At 54.5% G+C, this 21,589-nt stretch carries 14 protein-coding genes and 2 pseudogenes; 9 read left to right on the top strand and 7 right to left on the bottom strand.

The annotated features are described in order from the left end of the window. Positions 1-207, bottom strand: a 207-nt coding sequence (locus AD670_RS03440) for a transposase (protein WP_053128359.1), incomplete at its 3' end; no start/stop codon positions are given. A 915-nt stretch (positions 208-1,122) separates the two neighbouring features. Between AD670_RS03440 and AD670_RS03450 the strand changes: the two genes are divergently transcribed. Genes AD670_RS03450 through AD670_RS03465 form a run of 4 tightly spaced genes read left to right on the top strand, consistent with a single transcriptional unit; the run spans position 1,123 to position 5,946 of the window. Then, the gene (locus AD670_RS03450) at positions 1,123-2,559 is read left to right on the top strand and encodes a hypothetical protein (protein ID WP_053128364.1); all 1,437 of its coding nucleotides are present in this window, start codon (positions 1,123-1,125) and stop codon (positions 2,557-2,559) included. Positions 2,560-2,569: 10 nt separating this feature from the next. Beyond that, the gene (locus tag AD670_RS03455; RefSeq protein WP_053128366.1) at positions 2,570-3,379 is read left to right on the top strand and encodes a hypothetical protein; all 810 of its coding nucleotides are present in this window, start codon (positions 2,570-2,572) and stop codon (positions 3,377-3,379) included. Then, complete coding sequence (locus tag AD670_RS03460) at positions 3,380-4,903, top strand: hypothetical protein (RefSeq protein WP_053128368.1); 1,524 nt, start codon at positions 3,380-3,382, stop codon at positions 4,901-4,903. Next, a complete protein-coding gene (locus tag AD670_RS03465) occupies positions 4,903-5,946 on the top strand; it encodes a hypothetical protein (RefSeq protein ID WP_032875217.1) in 1,044 nt (347 codons plus the stop codon). Before AD670_RS03460 ends, AD670_RS03465 begins: the two co-directional genes overlap by 1 nt. 19 nt (positions 5,947-5,965) lie before the next feature. Here AD670_RS03465 and AD670_RS03470 read toward each other — a convergent pair whose 3' ends face one another. Both AD670_RS03470 and AD670_RS32185 read right to left on the bottom strand, forming a co-directional pair. Continuing rightward, entirely contained in the window at positions 5,966-7,261 is a 1,296-nt protein-coding gene (locus AD670_RS03470; RefSeq protein ID WP_053128370.1) for an ImmA/IrrE family metallo-endopeptidase, read from the bottom strand. A gap of 213 nt (positions 7,262-7,474) precedes the next feature. Continuing rightward, positions 7,475-7,665 (bottom strand): annotated as a pseudogene (locus AD670_RS32185) (hypothetical protein); the annotation flags it as partial. A 139-nt stretch (positions 7,666-7,804) separates the two neighbouring features. On the opposite strand from AD670_RS32185, the gene AD670_RS31845 reads away from it, so the two are divergent. The 3 genes from AD670_RS31845 to AD670_RS03480 all read left to right on the top strand — a co-directional run bounded on the left by AD670_RS31845 (position 7,805) and on the right by AD670_RS03480 (position 11,195). Continuing rightward, positions 7,805-8,239 carry a hypothetical protein gene (locus AD670_RS31845; protein ID WP_256243856.1) on the top strand — a complete coding sequence of 145 codons (435 nt, stop codon included), beginning with the start codon at positions 7,805-7,807 and terminating at the stop codon, positions 8,237-8,239. Between the two features lie 87 nt (positions 8,240-8,326). Beyond that, the gene (locus AD670_RS31850; protein ID WP_256243857.1) at positions 8,327-8,959 is read left to right on the top strand and encodes a hypothetical protein; all 633 of its coding nucleotides are present in this window, start codon (positions 8,327-8,329) and stop codon (positions 8,957-8,959) included. 1 nt (position 8,960) lies between these two features. Next, positions 8,961-11,195 (top strand): hypothetical protein, encoded by a 2,235-nt coding sequence (locus AD670_RS03480; protein WP_053128372.1) that lies wholly within the window; start codon positions 8,961-8,963, stop codon positions 11,193-11,195. A gap of 1,105 nt (positions 11,196-12,300) precedes the next feature. Here AD670_RS03480 and AD670_RS03485 read toward each other — a convergent pair. From AD670_RS03485 to AD670_RS03495, 3 genes are read right to left on the bottom strand one after another with little or no spacing between them, the layout of a single operon-like run. Beyond that, positions 12,301-14,541 (bottom strand): DEAD/DEAH box helicase, encoded by a 2,241-nt coding sequence (locus AD670_RS03485; protein ID WP_082340898.1) that lies wholly within the window; start codon positions 14,539-14,541, stop codon positions 12,301-12,303. Continuing rightward, positions 14,516-15,811 carry an ATP-binding protein gene (locus AD670_RS03490; RefSeq protein WP_053128374.1) on the bottom strand — a complete coding sequence of 432 codons (1,296 nt, stop codon included), beginning with the start codon at positions 15,809-15,811 and terminating at the stop codon, positions 14,516-14,518. Before AD670_RS03490 ends, AD670_RS03485 begins: the two co-directional genes overlap by 26 nt. Next, positions 15,808-18,228 (bottom strand): TerB N-terminal domain-containing protein, encoded by a 2,421-nt coding sequence (locus AD670_RS03495; protein ID WP_053128375.1) that lies wholly within the window; start codon positions 18,226-18,228, stop codon positions 15,808-15,810. The genes AD670_RS03490 and AD670_RS03495 overlap by 4 nt, the downstream gene beginning before the upstream one ends. Positions 18,229-18,511: 283 nt before the next feature. On the opposite strand from AD670_RS03495, the pseudogene AD670_RS32190 reads away from it, so the two are divergent. Beyond that, positions 18,512-18,619, top strand: a pseudogene (locus AD670_RS32190) (glutathione S-transferase); the annotation flags it as partial. A 760-nt stretch (positions 18,620-19,379) separates the two neighbouring features. Here AD670_RS32190 and AD670_RS03500 read toward each other — a convergent pair. Further along, positions 19,380-20,279, bottom strand: coding sequence for a LysR family transcriptional regulator (locus AD670_RS03500; RefSeq protein ID WP_053128420.1), 900 nt, complete (start codon positions 20,277-20,279; stop codon positions 19,380-19,382). 112 nt (positions 20,280-20,391) lie between these two features. Here AD670_RS03500 and AD670_RS03505 point away from each other — a divergent pair, with 112 nt between their 5' ends. Beyond that, entirely contained in the window at positions 20,392-21,582 is a 1,191-nt protein-coding gene (locus AD670_RS03505) for a CaiB/BaiF CoA-transferase family protein (RefSeq protein ID WP_053128377.1), read from the top strand. The last annotated feature ends 7 nt before the right edge of the window (positions 21,583-21,589 follow it).

Below are 21,589 nucleotides of genomic sequence, written 5' to 3' on the forward strand. Positions count from 1 at the left end.
CTCCGCTCGCAGACGACGCAGTTCAGCGTGTTGATCATCGTCTTGCTGTCGTTCTTCTAGAGGTTTGCTGTAGCGCTTTATCCAGGCATAGAGGCTATGCGTCGACACACCAAGACGTGCTGCCACCTCAGCGACAGGCAGCTTCTTTTCGGCCACTTGATTGACCGCTTGGATTTTGAATTCTTCGGGATAACGTGGGTTGCTCATGGCACCTCCTAATTGGCCTCAGTTTAAGGCAAAGAGGTGTCTACGAAACCCGAGGCGATTCATAGGGCTATACCCCAACGCCAAAAGACGGCCTGAGGATGCTGCAGCGTTAGCCATTCACATCGCCACCAACGCGCGCATTCAAGGCGAGAGACTGACCCCTGGGGACTTAGCAAGTCGTTTGATGCTGCGCACAGATTTCGGGCGAGTACTTCAACAGTTCCCGATTGATAATTCTGTCACGGACCGGGGAGGAGGTGAGATTGCGCTTACGAGGTTTGAAAATAAGCCAGCATATGCACCCAATCGCGATGCCCACGGAGAGAACAATCCAAACAGGCTTCGGAATCTGTGTGAACAGTCCAACCAAGATGACGAGGGGGAAGAGGGTACCGAGACCCACGTTCGCCCCTTTGCGCTTCCGTGCCATAACTGCAATCCATAGAATGATAGTGGCTTATTAGAATTATTGCGGATTTCTCGGATGCGGCCAAGGCACCTATGGATTACCGGGCGAGCGGTACATCTCCTGACCTTGAACGATACCCCCTCGAATATGTGTTGTGAGTTTCGGCTCAGCATCAGTAGGGGGCTGCCTATTTAAGGACGCTCTAAAACGAACGGAAAGCGAACCGGATGCGTAAGACGCGCCGCCACCGACGATCAACTCACAACCAACATACCGCTCAAGTGTGCAGCCTAGCTGACGATATAGCTCCAGCTTCCCTTGCCAATCCATCTCCCCAGCGTCATGATTCGGGCTAAATGATGGCCTTTTGATCTCAGGCTCACGTTACGGAAAACGCATTCACTGAACCCTATCAGGCCATCGTCGCGGTGCAAACCTAGCGACTAGGTGCGCTGTTGGGAAATTTCAGGAGTCGTTCTAAGGCAACGATTTACGGATTTTTCTCAATGAATTTTCTCAAAAAAATCTTCTCCGGTATCGTCAAGTTTTTCGAAAGCCGGCCGGAAGAATCTGTCGAGCCGCTGCTCAAGCCCTTCGATGAAAACGAAATTCGTGAGCGCCTTGATGTGGTACGCAAGGCCCACGAGCATGGTGCTGCCCGCGTACCAGCCCCTGACCAAGTGCAAGAAAGCCCGGTTGAGCATGCGATCAAGTCGGAGCTCGGCAATCTGCGATCAATGGGTTTCAAATACGGTGCGCACCGCAAAGTGTTGATCCAGCGCGGTCTGGATGAGGTTGAGCTCACGCGTGACGCCAATCGAATTGCTCAATTGGGTGATGAATTCGTCCGCGCAGCTGATCGAATTCTTTCGATGGCTCAGCCTAAGATCCAAATCACCGGTCAGCAGATGAGAGAGCACAAGGAGTTGCTCGATGCCTTCCGGCTTGAAAATCACCTTCCTGAGACCGACGCGAAGCTCCCGACCAAGAATAAACTGAGCCAGCGCAAAGCTTGGCTCATCCTTGCGGTGGTGTTCGAGGGTGTTTTCAACGCGATGTGGTTTGCTAATGGGATGGCCGACGGTCTCGCAGGTGGTTTCGTGCTGGCCGCCGGTTTCTCTATTGTCAACGTCGCGCTCGGGCTTCTTGCAGGCTGGATCTTCACCAACACCAATCACGTCAACCTGGGCAGACGGCTCTATGGATGGATGTCCGGGCTTATGGGGCTGCTGGCTGCGGTGGCCATGGGGTGTGTTGTGGCTTACTTTCGCTATGCTCTGGGCGTACTGGAGGACGGAAGCGAAAGTGCTTTGGGCCTCGCCGGGCACGCATTTGCCAACCACGTAAGTCCTTTCATCGACTTTGAGTCGATCATGCTCTTCGCTGCGACTGTGGCTTTCGGATTGATGGCCATGTGGCACGCTTACCACTGGACCGACCCTTATCCCGGTTATGCGAAGGTCTTCAAGGCCTACAAGGATGCTTTCCTCGTAAACCTAAAGGCGATCACCGACCTGCGCAAAAAGCTTGAATCTGAAAAAGCTGGAAAGCTTTCTCAGCTGGAAGCTGAGATCAAACACGCTGAACAGCGGATTCTACGCTTCAAAAGGGGCATGAATGACAAAACCGTGGTTGGCAAAACCCTGACGGCGTATACCGTCAAAGTCGAGCACACCATGCGCTCACTCGTTCAGTCTTACCGCTATGAGAACCAGCTTAAGCGGCCGGCTGACTGCCCGCGCCCAGCCTACTTTGACGAGCCCGTGATCTTCGAGTCGGACACGATGCCTGATTTCAGCATCGTTGACGATCAGCAGCGTTTGGAAAAGCAAGAGGCGCTACTGGAAGAGATGATCGCGACGATCGAGCCTACGCGAAACAAAATTGAAGCGTCCTTCAACCAGCAATATGAATTGACCCACCCATTGGAAAGCAACGCTTAAGGAAATCACGATGTCGATCTTCGAAGAAGACGAGAAGACCTCTTCGCACACCCTCGTGATCTGGGCGGTGGTTCTATTGGTGCTTGCTGGTATTGGATGGGGCATCTGGACGATGCTTCAAAAAGACACCCTCGACAAGGTGACCTTGTGCCCAAGCAAGGGGCCAGTTGCACAATACGTGGTGTTGATCGACAACACCTCGCCATTCTCATTCAACGAGAAAGCGGCCCTATCTCAGCGCATCAAATCGCTGGTGATCAATGATCTCCCGGTGGGAGCCCTGATCTCCGTATTCCTGCTGGACGAAGATTATAAGCAACATGACACGCCCCTGTTTGAGCGATGCAAGCCTACCCAGTGGAAGGATGACATGAAATATCTCTCCTCAAAGCGGCTGGTTGAGAAGGACTACGCTGACAAATTCGACAAGCCGCTGGATGTTGTAATGCAGCACATCTCGCTCGATGAGAAGGCCAAGACGTCGCCGATATTCGAGATGCTCCAGCTAGTAGGCATCAAAGCCTTTGAGCACTCGAACGTACAGGGCGACAAGCAGCTGATCATCTTTAGCGACATGGTGGCAAACGAGGCCTCCTTCAGCATGTACAGATCGACGCTGCCGTCCTACAAAGAATTCGCCAATACGCCTTACGGCCGCAAATCTACGGCCATGACACTCCGGGACGTGAAAGTCACCATCAACATGCTAATAGCCGAGCCAAGCGCTGCGCCTTATGGAAAGCGGTCGGATTTCTGGGCTCATTATTTCGAAGCCAACCAAGCGAAGCTTGAAAGCGTGAACCCCATGGAGGGACTGTAAATGGACATTAAGGCCCACCTGCGAACGGTAAGGTTCTGGTTCATCATTGCGCTGGTGCTCAAGGCGAGCTCCGCTGTGCTGAGCCTTTATGTCGGCACCTTTTTCTTTGGTCTGGTCGTTCCGATTGCCGTCATGGCCGGGTACTGGTGGGTAGGCAACCGCATTCGGGAAAATTACGACATGCAGCTGACTGTGGCCAAGTTCGCTGACTCAGTGTACTACTTGGGTTTTCTGTTCACGGTTGGCAGCATCATCGTCTGCCTGATCGATATTCAGAGCATCGGTGACAACCTGAGCGGTATGGCAATGCGTTTCGGCGCAGCCCTCGTCAGTACTGGCATCGGCATGATTGCCAGAACACTCTATATCGGGTTTAAGGCCGATCAGGATGACGTCGCTGAAAGCATCCATGAGCAGGCGGTCAAGGCGTCTGAGAACTTGGCGCACATGTTTGAGGATGCTTACCAGCAACTTGTGATGTTTAGAGACAACGTGATTGCCACTTCTCGTGATGCGGTGTCGAGCGTGCAAGAGCAAATCACTGAGATGTCAAAGCAGAACATGGCGGAGATGGACAATTACTTCGCCCACGCGACTGGGCGAAGCAATGAAGCTTTTGCTGCCATGCTGAGCGATGTCAAAGGTGCCAGCGATGAAATGCTGAGTACCATCTCCGGCCTTGCTCAACGCAGTGAGCAAACGTTGGAGCGAATGGAAAGCCACTCACTTGAATTCGGTGAAAAAGCTTCGGCGCGGCTGGAGCACACTCTTTTCCCGGATGACCTGTTCGCTAAGAAGCTGAGCCCTGCGCTTGATACGCTGGCCAATGCAACCGATGGCGTCAACACGAGTATCTCGACACTGGCGGATGATGTGAAAACAGCAGCCCGCGCGGTAGGTACCGCGATCCGTGGACTGAACACAAAAACGCAGTCGCTTGAGGAAAACCTAGCGGCTGTCGGCAATATCGTCGACATCCAGCAACGATTAATGGACAGCATTACGGCGCAGGGCGGCCAGACTGTCGCTCAGTTTGAGCGTGTTCAGAAAGAATTTCTGAGTTCACTTAATGGGTGTCACAAGGATCAATTGGAATCGGCCAGCGCTAATCGTGAGGTGATGTTCAAGTTGGTGGATCGCTTCCAGGATCTGAATCAGGCTTCTGAGACATCGTTCAAAAGCCTCGAACAAGGGATCGGCAAAGGCATCCAATCGGTGATCGAACAGGGCGCCAAGTCCAACGAAACCCTCGCGATGAGCATCCTGGACACGTTGACGCCACTGATCGAGGCGGTGGTTGACAGCAACAAGGTTCACGGCAAGATGGCTGCCCGAGTCGAGCAAAGCGATGCAAATGCTAAACATGCGCATGTACAGTTGGACGAGTTGACCCTCAAAATTCAACATCTCAGCAAAATCGAAGTGATCCAGCCAGCGGTCAATGAGGCGTCCGTCGCACCTGGAACAAGCTTAGAGTTCGTCGCAGTCAACGATGCAGTTGAGTCTGATGCGAGACCTGCTTGATGAGTCAGAAAAACGATCAAGTCTTCAGTCTGTCCATCTCAGAGATTTGGATGGTGATCGCATTTCTGCTCCTGATGCTGACCGGGTACCAAGTCTACAAGCTCAACGCCGATAAACATGTCCTGCAGCAGAAGCTCGATAGCTTCAACGGTCTAGACGAGCGTGAGAAGACAATTGCTGAGGCCACGCAGGCTCTAAGAACACGACTGGCTGAAAAGGGTATCACCAACCCCGACGAGGTCATCAGCAAGCTTGTGGATGCTTCAAAAGCCCGAGATGAAGCCTCCGAGCTGAAAGTACTGCTGACGCAGAAAGAGCAGGAGGTAACAGCCCTGGCTGCAATAGACAAAGCCCTAAAAGATGCCGGCAGTGCTGGTAAGCCTGAACAAAGCAAGCGGCTGATACTCGAAACCCTGATGTCCTACGATCAGCTTAAGAAGCTGGTCGCCGACCCAGACAAGGATCACCAGCCTACCGACATCGTCAAGCGCATTGGGCAACTGAAGTCTACCGAGCAAATGCTCAAGGCCGCGCTCGCCACCGATAGCGCGCCAACCACTGAACAAGTACAGGATCTGGTCAAGCATGCGCAGGCGTTTACCCAAGCCGAAAAGGATGGGTTGAACCCCGCCGTATTGCAGAAAACGAATGCCGATCTAAAGGGGCAGGTGCAGTTTCTCCAGAACCGCCTCAACAAGGGTAAGGGCGGGGATCTTCCGCCGTGCTGGGCCGACAGTGCTGGTAAACCAGAGATGTTCCTCACCGTCTACCTTCGTGATAACGACATGAGTTTTGAGCCCGCCTGGCCTCAATCACGGCTGGCGGATGCACAGGCCTTACCAGGGTTTACAGATCTGATGGCCAACACGACTCGATCCTATGAGGATTTCGTCAAGACAGTGCAGGGCATTAGAGCCCTCGGCGAAAAGAACGAGTGCCGCTATTTCGTGAGGCTCTCTAGCCAGATTCAGGGAGCGGTAATGTCTGACCGGCGCAGGTTTCAAATCGAGAGCGTATTTTATAAGCTTGAAGTTAGGCGATAAACGTACCCGTCCGGCGAAGTCACCTTTCCACTTCGACCAGCAGGCCTAGTGCTCGCATTCGCAAGCGGATCGCGGTCTTGGAGACATTAAAATATTTGCTGAGCGAGGCGCACACGGTTTCGAATTGGCTGACGTTGTCAGGTTGGCTATCAAGGTACAAGGGGCCGTGCCCTCGATTACGAATACCGAGATGCCGCAGCAAGAGCCAAAAAGCCGTCTGAAAGTCTTCACTAGGCATCATTAGACACGAGGCGAACGTATTGGCTTGCCACTCCAACCGCTCGACTTCCCCTTTGGGGATTGTGATAAATTGGGCTTGGTCAATCTCTTGAGCCCGGATGCTTTCCCGGGTCATATAGCGCTTGTGATTGAGAAAATGGTGGCCCAACTCATGAGCGAGGGTGAAGCGTGCCAGTTGGGATTGGCTGTCTTCAGCGAAGATTTTGATCTCCAGAGGACGGAACGTAATGCTGCCCAACGCAGAAGTTGAGGACTCCAAGTAGCTCACAACCAGTCCGTTGACGGTAGCCTCCTTCTTCACAAGCGCGTCCAGATCCACCGCGCCGTGGACGTACGAGATTGATCCCAACGCCTGCGTCGCCAGGCTCTCGATCCTGTCCCGCGAGATGAACGCCACCCTCGGCGCGGCAACAGGAGCGGGCAATCGAATGAGAGACAAGTCAGTCTCCCGGAACGCGCTCTCTAGGCCCAACCCTTTCCATATACCGTCCCAACCGTCGGTGAACCCGGAGGGAGTAACGGCATACGCGTTGTGTACCGTAGGCTTGAAGCCTGGCTGGGTCAGTGCATATTCAATCTCGGCGCGCTTACGGGCTCGCACGCTACGAGCGCCAGTCAGGAGCGTACGGGGAAGCTCCCAGCGGAATTCAGACTGGTCGAAAAACCGCAGCGCACCGAAGCCACGATTGCGAGCAATGTTGAATGTGCCGGACTGGAACGCGCTGGCAGATGCGAAAATCCCCTTGGCATTGAAACCGGCGACCTGGCTGATCTTCGAGCCGAACTCCTCGATATCACCAACCGGCACCGTACCGCTGTAGTTCTTGCATTCAATGAGCACAAGCAACGAAGGCGTTTCAAAGCCGGGCAGAAAGATTTCCACTGACACATCGAAAATGATGAAATCTTCGCGATCGCGGGAGTAATACCCCTTCTTCCTGAAAATCTTGCAGCACTCAGGCCGGAAGGCGTAGAACCGGCCTTCGGTAATTTCCTTCGAAAGAAAATCAAAGACCTGTTCCTCGAACCGGTCACCCTTGGCATAAGTGTTGAGTTTTTTGACCTCAGGTTTCATTAGCGACGTGTTCCAATCGTTTCGAGTGAGTAGGACACCCAATCATGGGCACGCCATCCACAGACTAAGCGTTCTTTGCAGGGCTAAGAAATAGGCGCCACCTGCGCGATTTGTCAGGTAGCCCGATTCTACGGGCGTGGACACTGTGAAGGAAGCAGCGGGTAGGGCGTGATGGAGCTGGAGCTGGAGCAGGAGATGGGGCTAGAGCGCTGATTACAGTTCCCAGAGCATCCGTTCGGGTTGTTGGTGCTCCCATGTGCTCAGCAGCTCCACCGGGTCGGTGCCAAACCGATCAGAGGAATCGAAGGTGTAAGCGCGACCATCCGGCTATAAATGCTGTCGCAGTAGTCCAGTGTGTCGCAATCGCTGTAAAACGTGATTACCCACCCGTCGACTTCAATGGTTTAACGGCGCCTCACCTTGGATTTTCATCGCCCAATTTATTCTTATCGCGTACATTCGCGCCTATACCTAGGCTACGTGCGAGCCATTGGAAGACAGCCAAAAACGGCATGCAAGCATCGAGGGAGCGTGAGGGCCTGAATGCAGATCAACCGCAAGTCAAACCTTTATGACATCGAGAGTCTTTACGACACACTCGGTACGGATCCGCAGCTCAGACTGCCTATCAGTATGAGCCATGGCGGGGGGCTGGGGGTTGATGCGGCCTTGGCCCAATTCGTCGTTACGTGGGCCCGGGCCTACGAGCATTCAGTCCTGCATCTCTACGCGCCTGCTGAAGAAGCGATCGCCCAGATTCCACAGGTTGCTAAAACCGCCGCCGGGCTGTTCGCCCTGATCATGTCCAGTGAGATTCACACCGAAGATCACCTAATAGTCGATCGGCGCGACGCCCTGCTGGCTATCCGGACACTCGTGGAGGCGATGTTCGTTGGGGACATCCGCAATACATCCACTACCAGAGGCGCTCGCCCCACCGCGATCAACCTATTTTGCGTCAACAACGCCAAGCGTTAATTCATCAAACCTTTCTACCATCACAACACGCCCCTTATACAGCCGGAGTCATGGTTCTCCGATTTGATAGCTAAATCGTCTTCACTGATGACCGCGCGCAACGACCAGGTTTCGCTGTTGAAGTCGGGTCTTCCAGAGCTGGGCAGTGTGCTGTGGGAGCTGATAGCCAACGCTGATCAGCATGCAGTAACGGACGTCAAAGACAAAAAATACAAAAAGGCGCTGCGTGGCACCTCGATCAAATTAAACAGAATCAGCCGCCAAGACGCCTTGGGTTACTCAGATCGGGAGCCGGAACTGGCTCGCTTTATCTTGAAGCATTTCTTGAAATCTGAGGTGCTCGACTTTTTGGAGATCTCGGTCATCGACAGCGGGCCTGGTCTAGCCAGACGATGGTTGACCGCCAAAGAGAAGCGCCCGGTCGAGAGCCTTGATGAATTGGAACTGGATGAAGAACTGAACGCAACCTTGGATTGCTTCAAGAAACATATGACCTCTAAGCCTGATTCCGATAGATCGGGCATGGGGTTGCACAACGCCCTTCAGGCTCTCAACAAACTCAAGGCTTACGTTCGTGTGCGCACGGGGCGACTTTCGCTGAATCAGGCATTTCAAGGACGTAGTGGAGTCATGGCGTTCGAACCATCGGCTAGAGGCACTGAGCAAGAATTGGCAGCCGCAGAAGGCACAGTTTTCACCATCTGCATTCCGGTGAACTGATATGGCTGATCTCATGGATTTCGAAGCCCAGCTTCGTCAGGATGGCAAGCCTCTCCACCTCGCAGTTTTTTTCTCTGGCCCTGACTTCCTGGCGCCAAGCCAGGTTTCCCACGCGCTGCAGATTCAGCTGCCCCGGCACGTGATGCCTGACGCACTGCTGTTCCTGCTGCCTAAATACACCCTTGAAGAATTCAAGGAGCACAAGGCTGCCAAAGCTTCGCCGCTGATGGCTCAGTTTGAGCGAAAGGGGCCGGGATCCCCACAGGTTTACGGTGTTGGCTTCTACGACGAAGCGGGCGCTATCACTGACTACATTCACATTTCCGGTCCCGAAAATAAGCTCGGTATGCTGGTCAAAGCTCAGTCTTCTAACATCGTGAAAGCTGGCCTAGCCCATATGGTGAAGTGCTCTGACGTCCTAAAAAAAGCCCCAGCCGGTTTTTTCTATTCAAAGCCGTCATCTCGGGCTTCAAACTATTTCATTCGGGCGGAGGATTTGCTATTGGAAGCGCTCTATGCACACTTCCTTGCCTTCGCTTGCTTGCCACTGATCAAAAAAGTGAAAGCGTACGGGATGAGCGCACCAGATACGTTGTATCTGGATACGATCGCACTGTTGCCATTGGCATTCGCACTGCAAATGTACTTGATGCGATTCGCCCAACCTCTCTTTACAGACATTCGTTCGTTTCACTCGCACGAAGGATTGGTCAAGGACGGGGCGTTGCCGAAAGGCGCTTCTGCAATGTGTCTGATTTCTGCCTCAACGCGATGCGGTCTGGCGCAGCGATGGGCCGACATCAACAGCGCAGCGCCTTGCCTTGTGACCACTATTCTATCCTTCGAGCCGGAAGCTGCCTGCTGCACGATTTTGTATACCTTGAAGGAACCGGATGATTTCGAAATGCTACAGGAGGGGGATTCCGGGGGTACGAGACTGATCCGTATCCACGGCGAGCGATTCGTTGCTGAGCACAGCGAAACGCGGCTTCTGAACATCAATACTGATCACGCGCCGGCGATCCTGCAGTCAAAGTTCTATTCGTTTATGGGCGAAAATCTCTTCAGCTGTTTCAAGAAAGACAAGCCCGGAGCACGATCTCGCACGGTACACGTCAACAAGGACAGTCTCGTCGCTACCGATGGATTCGAAACCTGGTTTAAAACCGTGTTGCAGGAGGAAGCGGTCTCATCGACACGCTGGATCATTCATGATGACGATGAGGCGAGCTCCTTGCTTGCAGACCAGGCTATTGCCTATCTGCGGGAATGCGGCGTTGAAATAGAGACCAAGGTGTCGTTTGACAACTTCGATGCCGGAACAAAATTCAATGGCTCCGCCATTATTCTAGCCGCGGCGGTGGAGCGTGGTTCTAGGCTACAGAGCGTCAGTCGTCGATTACGTACTGCACAGCTCACCGGTACCCGTCTCTACATAACGGGGGCAATGTTCGGCCGCAGCTATCAGATGATCAAAGAGCTGCAGAGCAACCTGACCCAGCCAGCCAAAGACCACAGCAGGTTCGTAGTCAAAACCTACATGGAGATCCCGGCTGCTGAGTTGACTTGCGTCGATCACTGGGACAAAGAGCAGACGTTGCTCAGCTCACTGCATTCATTCAGCACGGCGTTTTCGCCTCCCATCGCCGCCCGCATGGCAGTTTTTGATCAAGCTCCAGTGCAAGGGCTCGCCATGAACCCGTTTTGGCCAAGCAGCCATACCGGCCAGCCGATGAAATTGAGCCGTGGTTTTGCTTTCGTCGATGGAAAGCCTGACGGGAAAACGGATGTAACGGTCGCAACCTCTACAGACATTTTCCTTACCATCTTGTGGATCTTGCAGCACGCTAGGCAAAGCGAAAAGGTGGCAAACGCCAAGCGCTTGGAGTCCGGCGAGCTTCAGCAGGTGCTCTTGTCGCCGGAGGTGTTTTCCCGTTTTGACGACGGGATTATTCAGGCGGCATTCCTACACGCCGCCTTGCCAACTGAACTCGACTATCGCGCCGATGAGACTCAAAGCCTGGCGATGGCTGACATCATCTATCGACTGGCGGCAGGTTACGGGTGTGAGAGGGGGGAGGCGGCCATGGAGTTCGTCATGGCGCTGGCGATCGAAAAGATCCGCTTACACAAGAAAGAGGATGCTCGGCTGCGGCGCAGGCTGATAGATACTTTGGAAGAGAAAATTCCAGAGATCGTCTACCTGCTTGACCCGGAGTCAGGCCCTCCACTTTAAAGCGTTGTGAGTGGCGGGGGGATCACGTACATCCCCCTCGTTCCGCGAGAAAGGGGATGTGTGCGTCACGCTTCGATGGGACGATAAAGTGCTGCGGGCATGAGAGCGGTATTGCGGGGTTCGTTAGCATATCCGAAGGTGTTTCCACCTTCGCCCCTGAGGCCTGGAGAAGTCTATGAAAGCTCACCACTGGTGACACGGCTTCGAACCTACTCCAGCGGGCTGTCGACACCCGGGTCATACCTTTCATCCCGCTCTTGATCATGTTGTTTGCGCAAGACCGGATGGAAGACAGTATCCCGCGGATAAGGTCTCAGGCTCGCCCAGACAAAAGCATTGCCATGACTGGGATCACGCGAAGGTAAAACATCAGCTCATGACCCTTCGGTTTAACGCTAAATGCTTCGAAGACACGACTGATCGAGTTTGGTCGTTTTGCTGCGAGAAGTCGCAGAGATCGAGGTTTGGGTAAACCGCAGACGTTTGACTTCCTTGGCTTCACGCACTGTTGTAGTACCAATAGGATCGGTGGTTTTCAAATACTGCGCCTGACAGTTAAGAAGCGAATGCGCACAACGTTGCTGGTCATTCGGGAGGAGCTGAACGCCGACGCCATGAGCCTGTTCGGGTCGTGGGTCAGTGGCTGAACCGAGTGGTCAGTGGGTATTTCAATTACCATGCGGTGCCGGGAAACGTGACACGACTTGGTGGGTTTCGTTCGGCGGTATGTCGCCTATGGCGGCAAGCCCTCAAACGTCGCAGCCAGCGTAATCGGCTTCATGGTCACGCTACGGACGCCTTGCCGACCTCTACATACCAAGACCTAGAAATGCACTTCCTTACCCTGAGGATTGCTTCGCGTCACGTACCCAAGGCAGGAGCCGTATGCGGTAGTTCGCACGTACGGATCTGTGCGGGGGGGCAGGTAACTGCCATTCCTACCGCGACCGATTCAGGAGGCAGTCACGTCTGATCGGCGCCGGTTGATGGTTGAGAATTTGTTTTACAAAATGGAAGTCAGGCGGTAGGGGGAGTTGTCTGGATATGCCTTGGTGTTGTTCGGACAGCAGATTGTCTGAACACATCAACCTCTCAAGGTTTAGATTCAGCTCATCGACTGTCTCTGGGCAAAACAAACTGCGGTTGAGATATCGAGCGATATGGATGCGAAAGATTTTATAAGCAGCGTCTCTGGCAACGCCCAATCCCATTTTTCGCGCAACATGTTCTCCACATCTGAGAGTATCGAGCTGAGATCGCTTGGATCCAGACCTCCCACATCCGCGAGTGCATTTTTTGCCTGATCAATGCTCGCGTCGATCTCTATAGCTAAGCCCGAATTATCACAAGATAAACCTACATGATTGAGCAGCAGGCGTAGTGCATCATTAGCGTAATCCCCCAACCAACTGATCAAATAACATTTCCCACCCGACTCGATAAGGTACCGCTCACCAAGCCCCAATAAGGCAAAAGTTTTCCGGGCCTCGTCGAGTAAAGCTTTGGCACCATGATCGATAAAAGGGCAGGGGCTGGAGTCCGCCAAGACTGCTCGCATCTCCGCGCGTACGGCGTCATGTACCATTGCGCCCAAGCCATCGAACTGTGGAGGAGCACCGCCGCGTGCCGCTGAGACAATGATGACCTTGGCCTGCAGGTCAACATCACGCACCTGCCATCGACGGCCACCGAAGATAATGCGTTGGTCTTTGGTCAGCGGACGGCTAACGGGGACCGAGCCCAAGGCTTTACCGTCGCATACCAGACGGAATTCTTCATCGCTGGTGAATGCGCTGTAGAACTCATAGTGATTGATCATGCGCTCGCCAACTGTTCCAGGCAGCAGCAATCCTGAGCTGTCCTGGACAATCAATTCGTGCTCACCCAGAGATTTGAGTAGTTTCACAAAGTCTGGCTTTTCAATACCTTGAAATGCGCCTTCAGCAATCAAGTTTTTCCATAGGTCGGCAGCCGAAGCGCCGCCGCATTGAGCAATGATGGAAAGACATTGCTGAACCAAGGTGGAGGCATGAATGCCCTGCGCTCTGGGAGGTTCAAACCAACCTCTGGTCAGCAGTCGAACCATGGCAATGGTTTGTACCAACCCTTGGCGTAATTGATCAGATAAGCCAGATTTATCCGTGAGCGGTGATTCTTTACAGTAAACGCGTAACGTTGCTTTCTCTCCAGGGCGTCTGCCGGAACGCCCTAAACGTTGACGCAGACTTGCCACGGAAGGTGGGGCACCAATTTGCACCACCGTTTTGATACTGCCGATGTCTATTCCGAGTTCAAGTGTTGTAGTGCAAATCGCAGATGCTGGCCGGTCGCCGGCTTTCAGTGCATGTTCAGCCTGCTCCCGCAGGTCTTTCGAGAGACTGCCGTGATGAGGCCAGAACTCGTTGGCCACGCCGTCTTTCTCGCATCGTCGGCGCAGTTGGTCTGCGTACCATTCAACCTGGGACCGACTATTCGGGAATATCAAGTTATTGCTGCCGCGTAGTACCTGGTAGAGATGCTCAGCAATCGCGAAGTCGGGGCTTGCCTCATTTTCCGTTTCGTCTTCATTCCCCTCCTGCTCATTGGGTTGACCAGGTTTCTTTTTAAGCTCGCTCATTGGCGGCTGAATGTAGCCGCGAACTTGCACCTGAAGTGTCTGGTTAGCGTTTTTCGATTCAATAACGGTAACGTTATCGGCATTGGCTGGGCGCAAAAACGCTGACGCCATCTTCATATCGCCGAGGGTGGCTGAAAGCCCAACCCTGGGGAGGCGCCTCCCCGCAGCAAGTTCAACCCTGTGCATCAATGACTGAAGTTGTTTGCCTCGCTCACTGCCGATGAAAGCGTGTAGCTCGTCCACGACGATATAGCGCAGGCGTTGGAATACCCCGCCGAGACTTGAGCCACGGTTGACGAACAATGCTTCAAGAGATTCGGGAGTGATTAGCAGCACGCCCTCAGATGATTTGAGAAAACGGTGTTTTTTGCTGGATGAAACATCTCCGTGCCAAGCGACAACAGGGATCTCAAGCTGCTCACAGAGTCGGCTTAACCTGTCCCATTGATCGTTAATCAAGGCCTTGAGCGGACTGATATACAGCACCGCACCAGGCGGATCATCGTTATTGAGCAGATTCGTCAGGATGGGCAAGAAGGCGGCTTCGGTTTTGCCAGCGGCTGTTGCTGCGGCGATGATGACGTCCTGATCGGCGTGCACCAGAACAGGCACGGCCCATTCCTGGGCGTCGCGAAGGGAGGTCCAACCTTCAGCCCAAATCCAGCGCTGGATTCGGGGCTCTAGCTGTTCGAAGCCTGATGAATCAGAGTGTGAAGGTGGCAAGTTCATCGTCCGCATCGACCTTCATATCATCTTCACCGCCGGAATCCTTGGCGACCTCGACTGCCCCTAGCAGTGTTCGCCAATCGGCTCCTAGGTTTTGCTCCAGGATGGCCAGTAGATTGATGAACGCTGTGATCGTGGTACGCGGTGTGCGGAAATAGGCTTCCCCTAGGCGTTGGTTGCAGTGAGCCATAAACAGAGGAAGCGCCTCGTCAGGCAGCAAATACTTTTCAGCATCGCCGCCGGCATATACGTGGCGGAGTTTTTGAAGCAGTACGTAGAAGTCTTCAGGGGTAAGACTGGTAAGGCGAATGACCGGCCCTGAGAGATCCACCAGTCCGGTTTTGGCAAACGAGTTCTCAGCCAATCGCGACTGCAGGGCAGGGTAGCTGAATAACCCTCGACGAGTGTCCATCAAAAACTCGGGCGTGCCGCCCAGTACGAAACCCAACCCTTCGGATGACCCTTGCAATGAGTCGTTGAGGATGCGGAGGATCTGTTCGTAGTTGGCATTACGAGCCTGCGTATTCGCCAGTTTGTAGAGGTTAACCAGTTCGTCGAGGCAGATCATCAGGCCACCGAACCCTGCGAGCCTGACGAATCTGGAAAGCAACTTGAGCTGGTCGTAGACGGAGGCGTCATCAATGATGGTCCGCACGCCCAAGGCAGCGCGGGCATCGGTTTTGGTGGTGAATTCTCCGCGCAGCCAACGAATGGCGTCGGCCTTCAGTTGCTCATTGCCTTCCTCAAAACCGCGGCAATAGGCAGCGATCACCTCGGCAAAGTCGTACCCATTGACCATCTCGGTCAACTCGGCCAAGTGCTTACGAATAACTGTCTCGCTGTCGGTACCCGCTGCCTTGGCTTCTGTTTTGGCCTGGGAGATGAATTTCTCCACGATGCCTTGCATGGCACCACCGTCAGGCTTTGTGCGCGTTGACATGTTCTTGGCTAGTTCGGAGTAAAGCGAGCGAGCTTGCCCCCCAGTGGCGTGCAACCGGCGGTCAGGGTTCAAGTCGGCATGCATGGTCACGAGTTTTCGTTCCATGGCGATAGCACGAACCAGGTTCAGAAAGAACGTTTTACCTGCGCCGTACTCGCCTATCACCACCCGAAACGCTGATCCGCTCTCCACCAGACGTTCGACATCCTTGATCAGAGCATCAAGCTCACCTACACGGCCAACCTGAATCAGGTGCTGACCAACACGTGGCACTACGCCCGCGCGTAACGATTGAATGACCGCATCGCGATCCTTGGCTCTGATAGTGCTCATAGGGCTAATTCTTCCAGGATGTCTGTGTTTATCTCGACTGGGTCGTCGCCTTCTGTGACGGGCATGTCGAATCGTTCAAAAGCCATGTCGTTGATTTGTTCCAGAGCGCCATCGAGCATCAGCTCCATGTCGCTGGCAGCGGTTTCCAGTTCTGCGCGGCTCCATTCCGGGCGAGAGATCAACAGGCGGAGGAAGGCCGAGTGTTCCAGGTCAAGCCCAGGCACGTCCGCGCTCGACTCGGAATTCGGTTCAGCGCTTTCAGTCGGCCGCTCCGCCTCCTCAACCTGATCCTCAGTGAACACCTTGGCGAGGAGGGCGGAGACCTCCGCCGTCTCCCGCTGAAGCTGTGCAATCCGATCATGATCAAGGACGAAACCTTGTTTCGAAGATGAGGCAGGCTGCGCGCCGGGTTCGGCGGATGGGTAAGTGGTGGCAGGCGTCACGGCAATACCCACACCGGCTGCCGCCCCATGGAGGTCGCTGTAAAGCAACTGGCTATCCAATTGCAGTGCCTTATACACACGCTCCAGCAACTTCACTTCCGCAGGGCTGACGATGCCATCGGCCTGCGCCAGATGAGCGAGGAAGCCCGCAATGGTGCGTTTTGCATCGACGGGCAAGGGATCGAGCTTTTTCTTAAGGCTGGCAAGCGTGGGCGGTTGTTGGAGTTGGATTTGCAGATGTGCTTTGAGGCGTTTGTGATGGGCACCGCTCAAGTGACTCCATGAATCGATATGCTGAGCAAGCAGTGTGATTTCTTCGTTGGAGGTATCACCGTCGGCCGAAGCCACCGCACTGGCCAAATCAAGGGTTACCGATGCAGCGTTGTATGCAGCAGACGCACGGAGTGATCCATCTTCAGGCTGGGTTACAAACAACGCGATCCGGTCCTCGGCTTTTGGCGTCTTGCTACCACCCAGTACGTCGGGTTCCATTCCAATATGCAGCGACTCCAATGCGCGGGCCAGAGCGAGTACTTTGTCTCGAGACAATGCGCCCGCGCTTTTAAAGCGCCCTGCGAGCTCTCCAAAACTCATGACGACCAGGTCGTTACCAATCCTGGACTGCAACTCATCCAATTCATCGTGGGCTGCCTTCGGCCAGAGTGCGACAGGAAGCTGCAGGAGCCCCTCAAGTGCCTCTGCGCTTTCAGGGTTTCTTCCCAAATAACGGCTGTAGGGCTCAACTTCGCTGGTGCATTGCTCGACCAGCAGTTGCAAAATTTTACGTGTGCCCGAGGTTGCCATGACGTCAGGCAGATCCCCTAGGGTAAGCGTGGGGGCCTTTATTACGGCAGAGGCAGGGCGATAGCTGGCCTTGAGCTTGGTTTTGTTCTGCGCCAGCGTCAGGCCCGCAGGATAAGCGTTTTCGTACTTGAGCTTGAACAGGCGTGAAAACACATCTTTGCAGCGTATGACTGGCGTGCGTTTACTGATGTTGGGGTCGGCCAACGCCCATGCCAGTGCCCAATCGGCATTCAGCGGATGCTTATTGGCCGCGTGCTGACCTAAACCAATGCGCAGCGGCAGAGGCATTTCGTAGTTGTGCTCGGCCACGTTGGGTGGCAAGCCAAGGTAGAGATTCGCGTCAACAGCGCGGTTGCCCAGGTAGTCAAGGAAGCCTTCTGCATAGCCACGGAATGACCCATTTCCTCTATAAATACTCAGTAGGCGCCGGACCTCGTCGACTATAAGAGGAACCTCATTATTCACCTTTGAATCGTAAATGGGATCAATGAGGGCTCGACGTTCCAAACCGTAGAAAAACAAAAATACATAACCGGTATCTGCCAACGGATCACTACGCCCACCTGCGAGCCATTGTAGGTATCCGCGCCGCGCTTGCGGTGTAATGGAGTGAAAACTCGGCCAATAAGACATCAGCCGCTCGTTGAGGTCGACGTAATTCTTGGCAATCCGAAGCTTTGGGTTGATGAGTGAAGGCTCTTGAGCATCATGTCTGCTACCGAGTGTGCTCCCGATATAAAACATGCCGCCAGGCAGGGAGAAACCGGCAACTTCGATGATTTCGCCAGCAGGCACCCAGCGGGCGTCGACCTTCTGTGAGCTGATACTTGGAATTTTAAAGGTATTGGCAGGGGTAGAGCCGAGTTGCACCGTATAAAACTCGGGGCTTTCCTCATTGTCCCTATTGCTCGTCGTGACTTCACGCATGGAAAACGTTACGCCTAAGCCTTGTGGCTTTTGCGGGCGTACATTCTTTGCAGCCGATGTTTGAAGCTGATTGAGCCGGCGTTTTCCGCGTTCGGCCAGCAGCCACATAATCGTGCCGATACCCGCTATGACACCGATCGCTATCCAGGCATTTTTGGGGATAGCAGCGAGCGCACTGAATGCCAGAGCAAAAATAATAAGTATGCCGGTGCCACCGGAGTTTTTTGCTTTCTTCCTTGCCATGTGTCATTTCAACCTTGAAAGATGGGTGCTGGCGCAATGGCAGTATCCAATATTTCTAACGCTTGAGCCAATGGCTTGGCTGAGCAGGTGATCGGAAAGTTGAACGATCTTGGATGGAAATGTCATTTCAGCTCGAGATTTAATGCTTAGCGTATTTCATCTGAACGTCGCGGCATTTACGTGAGCCATCCTCAGTAATTTCAAGCATCAGTAATGAGGCCTGTCTGACAACGACTTGAGTCTAACGGAGCCTCCCGCCCCCATTAATAGATACGGACCACATACCCAGGCGGACATTCCTGTGGGACTTTCGATGAACCACTGGTTCGACACTCCGTTCGAGCATCCGTGGTTGCCGGCGGTGGCGGATTATTTGCAGCGTTTGAGCGAATGTGCGGATCCCCTCTGCATGGGCGCTACGGGGTGGCGCAGGCAGTGTCCTGCCGGCCCTCGGTGTCGTTGTACACGCTCACCTGCCGCCGTCGCCTTAGCGCGCGGGCTTTGTGAAGTGCAAGCTTACGGACACATCCATTGATGGCTCCACGCTACCATTATTGGCGATCACTCGACTATCCCCACTTGTTCCCGTAGGGAGGTTCAGCCATTACGAATAGCGCTCGACGGCGGCTGGGAACAGCAAAGTGTGACTTTTTCGAGAAGGATGCTGTTGGACCTCACGCTGGCGGCATCCTTTTCAGACCATCCAAAGCATGCCCTCAGATGTGCCCCCAATGTAGCAATCCACTGGAAGTGAACGAAGCCACATGGTTTGTGGAAAGGCAAAAATGATCAGAAGAATTGCCTGTCCTACGAGGTAGAAAGACTCTCAGGCAAGCCAAAAAACATTTTGACTTGGCTCTAGGACGGTGGTTGCAGCCTGAAAAAATCGACTTGTGCCCCCAGTTTTGCCCCCATTCGAACCGAGTGTGCGAGCGATCGCGAGTGACGATTTCTGCCGCTGAGGCCCTGAGTAACCAGATCGTATTGCGCCTGAAGCCGCTGACAATAATTGACACCACGCAAACCAGGCGCCAGCTACCGACTGCGGAGACCGCTAAGGAAAGAGCAACTGACACAAGCTCGCTGCATGGTCAATCAAGACGGCGCCAGAAGGGATAGCGTTTAACTCCGATTTCGGTCAACTCTATTTCCTACTCCAGACTCCCGAGATAGTTATATAAGTTCATTGCTTCCGGTGACAGACGCGAGGCGTCAGCCACGCCGACATATAACGTACGCGTCGCCCAGGCCCCCTCCAGCGGTATCGCTCGTAGCTTCGATTCGAGCAGTTCGGGATGGACCGACCCGAGCGGCAGAATGCCAATGCCTAATCCAGCCTCGATCATGCGGCAGATACCGTCAAAACTGCTGACTTGAATCCGTACTTTCAGCAGCCTCCCAGTGCTGGCAGCGGCGTCGTTGATGCGACGCAGCAGTGAGCTCCCCTGATTCAAAGCCACGTAATCAAAATCCAGCGTGTCAGCTAGGGTCACGGCGGCACGCTGCGCCAACTCGTGGGCTTGGGGCACCAGCACCACGAGGCGGTCGCGTCGATAGGGCTGCATTTGCAGCCCGGGAGCAGGCGCATTGTCGGCAAAGATTCCTATCTCGGCCTGGCCGCTTTCCACCGCATGGATGGTGCTGTCGCTGAGCGCTTCCGCAAGCTCGATACGTACGTGGGGGTTGGCCGCCAGAAATATCGCCAGGTCATGCGGCAGGAATTGGATCACTGCGGAGGTATTCGCAAACAACCGCACATGGCCGCGAACACCATTCGCGTAGTCGGTGGCGTCGTGGGCCATTTGCTGTGCGACGTCGAGGATGGCCCGCGCATGTTCTGCCAGGCCGCGCCCAGCGGGAGTGAGCTGCAGTCCTCGGGGCACACGGGAGAACAAGGTGCAGTGGGTCACCCTTTCAAGTTCAGCTAACCGCTTGCTCGCTGCGGAAACGGTCATGTGCGCACTGTTTGCGGCCTGGGTCAGGTTTTCCGTCTTGGCGGTTAATACCAACAGGCGTAGCGACACCAAATCGAGCTGCAACAAATTGAACATATCCACCTCTGTGTTTCCAGTTTGGAAAGAGTAGTGGAAATCTTTGAAATTCTCACACCGTGCGTTTGAGTGGATTATCTGACCATCGCCTCCAACAAGAACGGAAAACGTCATGAGCCTACCGCTAGAAGGCATCAAGGTGGTCGAAATGGGCCAGCTGATTGCTGGGCCTTTCGCGGCCAAGATCCTCGCCGAGTTCGGCGCTGAAGTTATCAAGATCGAACCGCCGGTCACCGGCGACCCCCTGCGCAAATGGCGCTTGCTGCACAACGGCACCTCAGTTTGGTGGGCGGCCCAGTCACGCAACAAGCAATCGGTCACCCTCGATCTTCGTCAGGCCGAAGCCCGGGAAGTGGTCAAGCGGCTGGTCAAGGACGCCGACATCCTGATCGAGAACTTCCGTCCTGGAACACTGGAAAAATGGGGGTTGGGCTGGGATGAGCTGTTCGCTATCAACCCTGGCCTGGTGATGCTGCGGGTGTCCGGCTACGGCCAGACCGGGCCTTATCGCGACTTGCCAGGCTTCGGCGTTATCGGAGAAGCCATGGGCGGTTTGCGACATCTATCCGGCGAGCCAGGGCGCACACCGGTGCGGGTGGGGGTGTCGATAGGCGACTCGTTGTCCGCACTCCATGGTGTGATCGGGGTGCTGCTTGCACTACGCCATCGCGAACAAAACCACGGTGTCGGCCAACAGGTAGATGTGGCTTTGTATGAGTCGGTTTTCAACATGATGGAAAGCCTGATTCCCGAGTATTCGGTGTTTGGCACGGTGCGCGAGCCGGCCGGTAGCAGCCTTCCGGGTATTGCGCCGACCAATGCCTACCGTTGCAAGGATGGAAAGTACGCATTGATCGCGGGCAACGGCGACAGCATCTACCGCCGCCTGATGGAAAAGATCGAACGCCCGGACTTGGCCGAGGACCCGGAACTGGCGCAGAACGATGGCCGTGTGCGCCATGTGGCGCGCATTGATGCGGCAATTTCCACGTGGACGGCCGAGCGGAACCTTGATGATGCGCTCGCCGCGTTGGAGGACGCCAACATCCCCTCCGGCAAGATCTATGACGCCGCCGACATTGCCTCCGACTCCCATTACCAGGCACGCGACATGCTACTCGCCAGCCAGTTGGACGACGGCACTGCCGTCACCTTGCCCGGCATCGTTCCCAAGTTGACGGCCACGCCCGGCCGTGTGCGTTCGCGTGCGCCGAGTCTTGGACAACACACAGATGCGGTGCTTGAGAGCATCGGTATCGATGCGCCGACCCGTAGAGCCTGGCGCGCTCGCGGCCTCATCTGAAACCAGG

The sequence above is a fragment of the Pseudomonas sp. MIACH genome (assembly GCF_001269925.1).
Classification (GTDB): domain Bacteria; phylum Pseudomonadota; class Gammaproteobacteria; order Pseudomonadales; family Pseudomonadaceae; genus Aquipseudomonas.

Coding starts and splice junctions, on each gene's coding strand:
- AD670_RS03450 (WP_053128364.1), top strand. CDS start 1,123: ATGAATTTTCTCAAAAAAATCTTCTCCGGTATCGTCAAGTTTTTCGAA.
- AD670_RS03455 (WP_053128366.1), top strand. CDS start 2,570: ATGTCGATCTTCGAAGAAGACGAGAAGACCTCTTCGCACACCCTCGTG.
- AD670_RS03460 (WP_053128368.1), top strand. CDS start 3,380: ATGGACATTAAGGCCCACCTGCGAACGGTAAGGTTCTGGTTCATCATT.
- AD670_RS03465 (WP_032875217.1), top strand. CDS start 4,903: ATGAGTCAGAAAAACGATCAAGTCTTCAGTCTGTCCATCTCAGAGATT.
- AD670_RS03470 (WP_053128370.1), bottom strand. CDS start 7,261: ATGAAACCTGAGGTCAAAAAACTCAACACTTATGCCAAGGGTGACCGG.
- AD670_RS31845 (WP_256243856.1), top strand. CDS start 7,805: ATGCAGATCAACCGCAAGTCAAACCTTTATGACATCGAGAGTCTTTAC.
- AD670_RS31850 (WP_256243857.1), top strand. CDS start 8,327: ATGACCGCGCGCAACGACCAGGTTTCGCTGTTGAAGTCGGGTCTTCCA.
- AD670_RS03480 (WP_053128372.1), top strand. CDS start 8,961: ATGGCTGATCTCATGGATTTCGAAGCCCAGCTTCGTCAGGATGGCAAG.
- AD670_RS03485 (WP_082340898.1), bottom strand. CDS start 14,541: ATGAACTTGCCACCTTCACACTCTGATTCATCAGGCTTCGAACAGCTA.
- AD670_RS03490 (WP_053128374.1), bottom strand. CDS start 15,811: ATGAGCACTATCAGAGCCAAGGATCGCGATGCGGTCATTCAATCGTTA.
- AD670_RS03495 (WP_053128375.1), bottom strand. CDS start 18,228: ATGGCAAGGAAGAAAGCAAAAAACTCCGGTGGCACCGGCATACTTATT.
- AD670_RS03500 (WP_053128420.1), bottom strand. CDS start 20,279: ATGTTCAATTTGTTGCAGCTCGATTTGGTGTCGCTACGCCTGTTGGTA.
- AD670_RS03505 (WP_053128377.1), top strand. CDS start 20,392: ATGAGCCTACCGCTAGAAGGCATCAAGGTGGTCGAAATGGGCCAGCTG.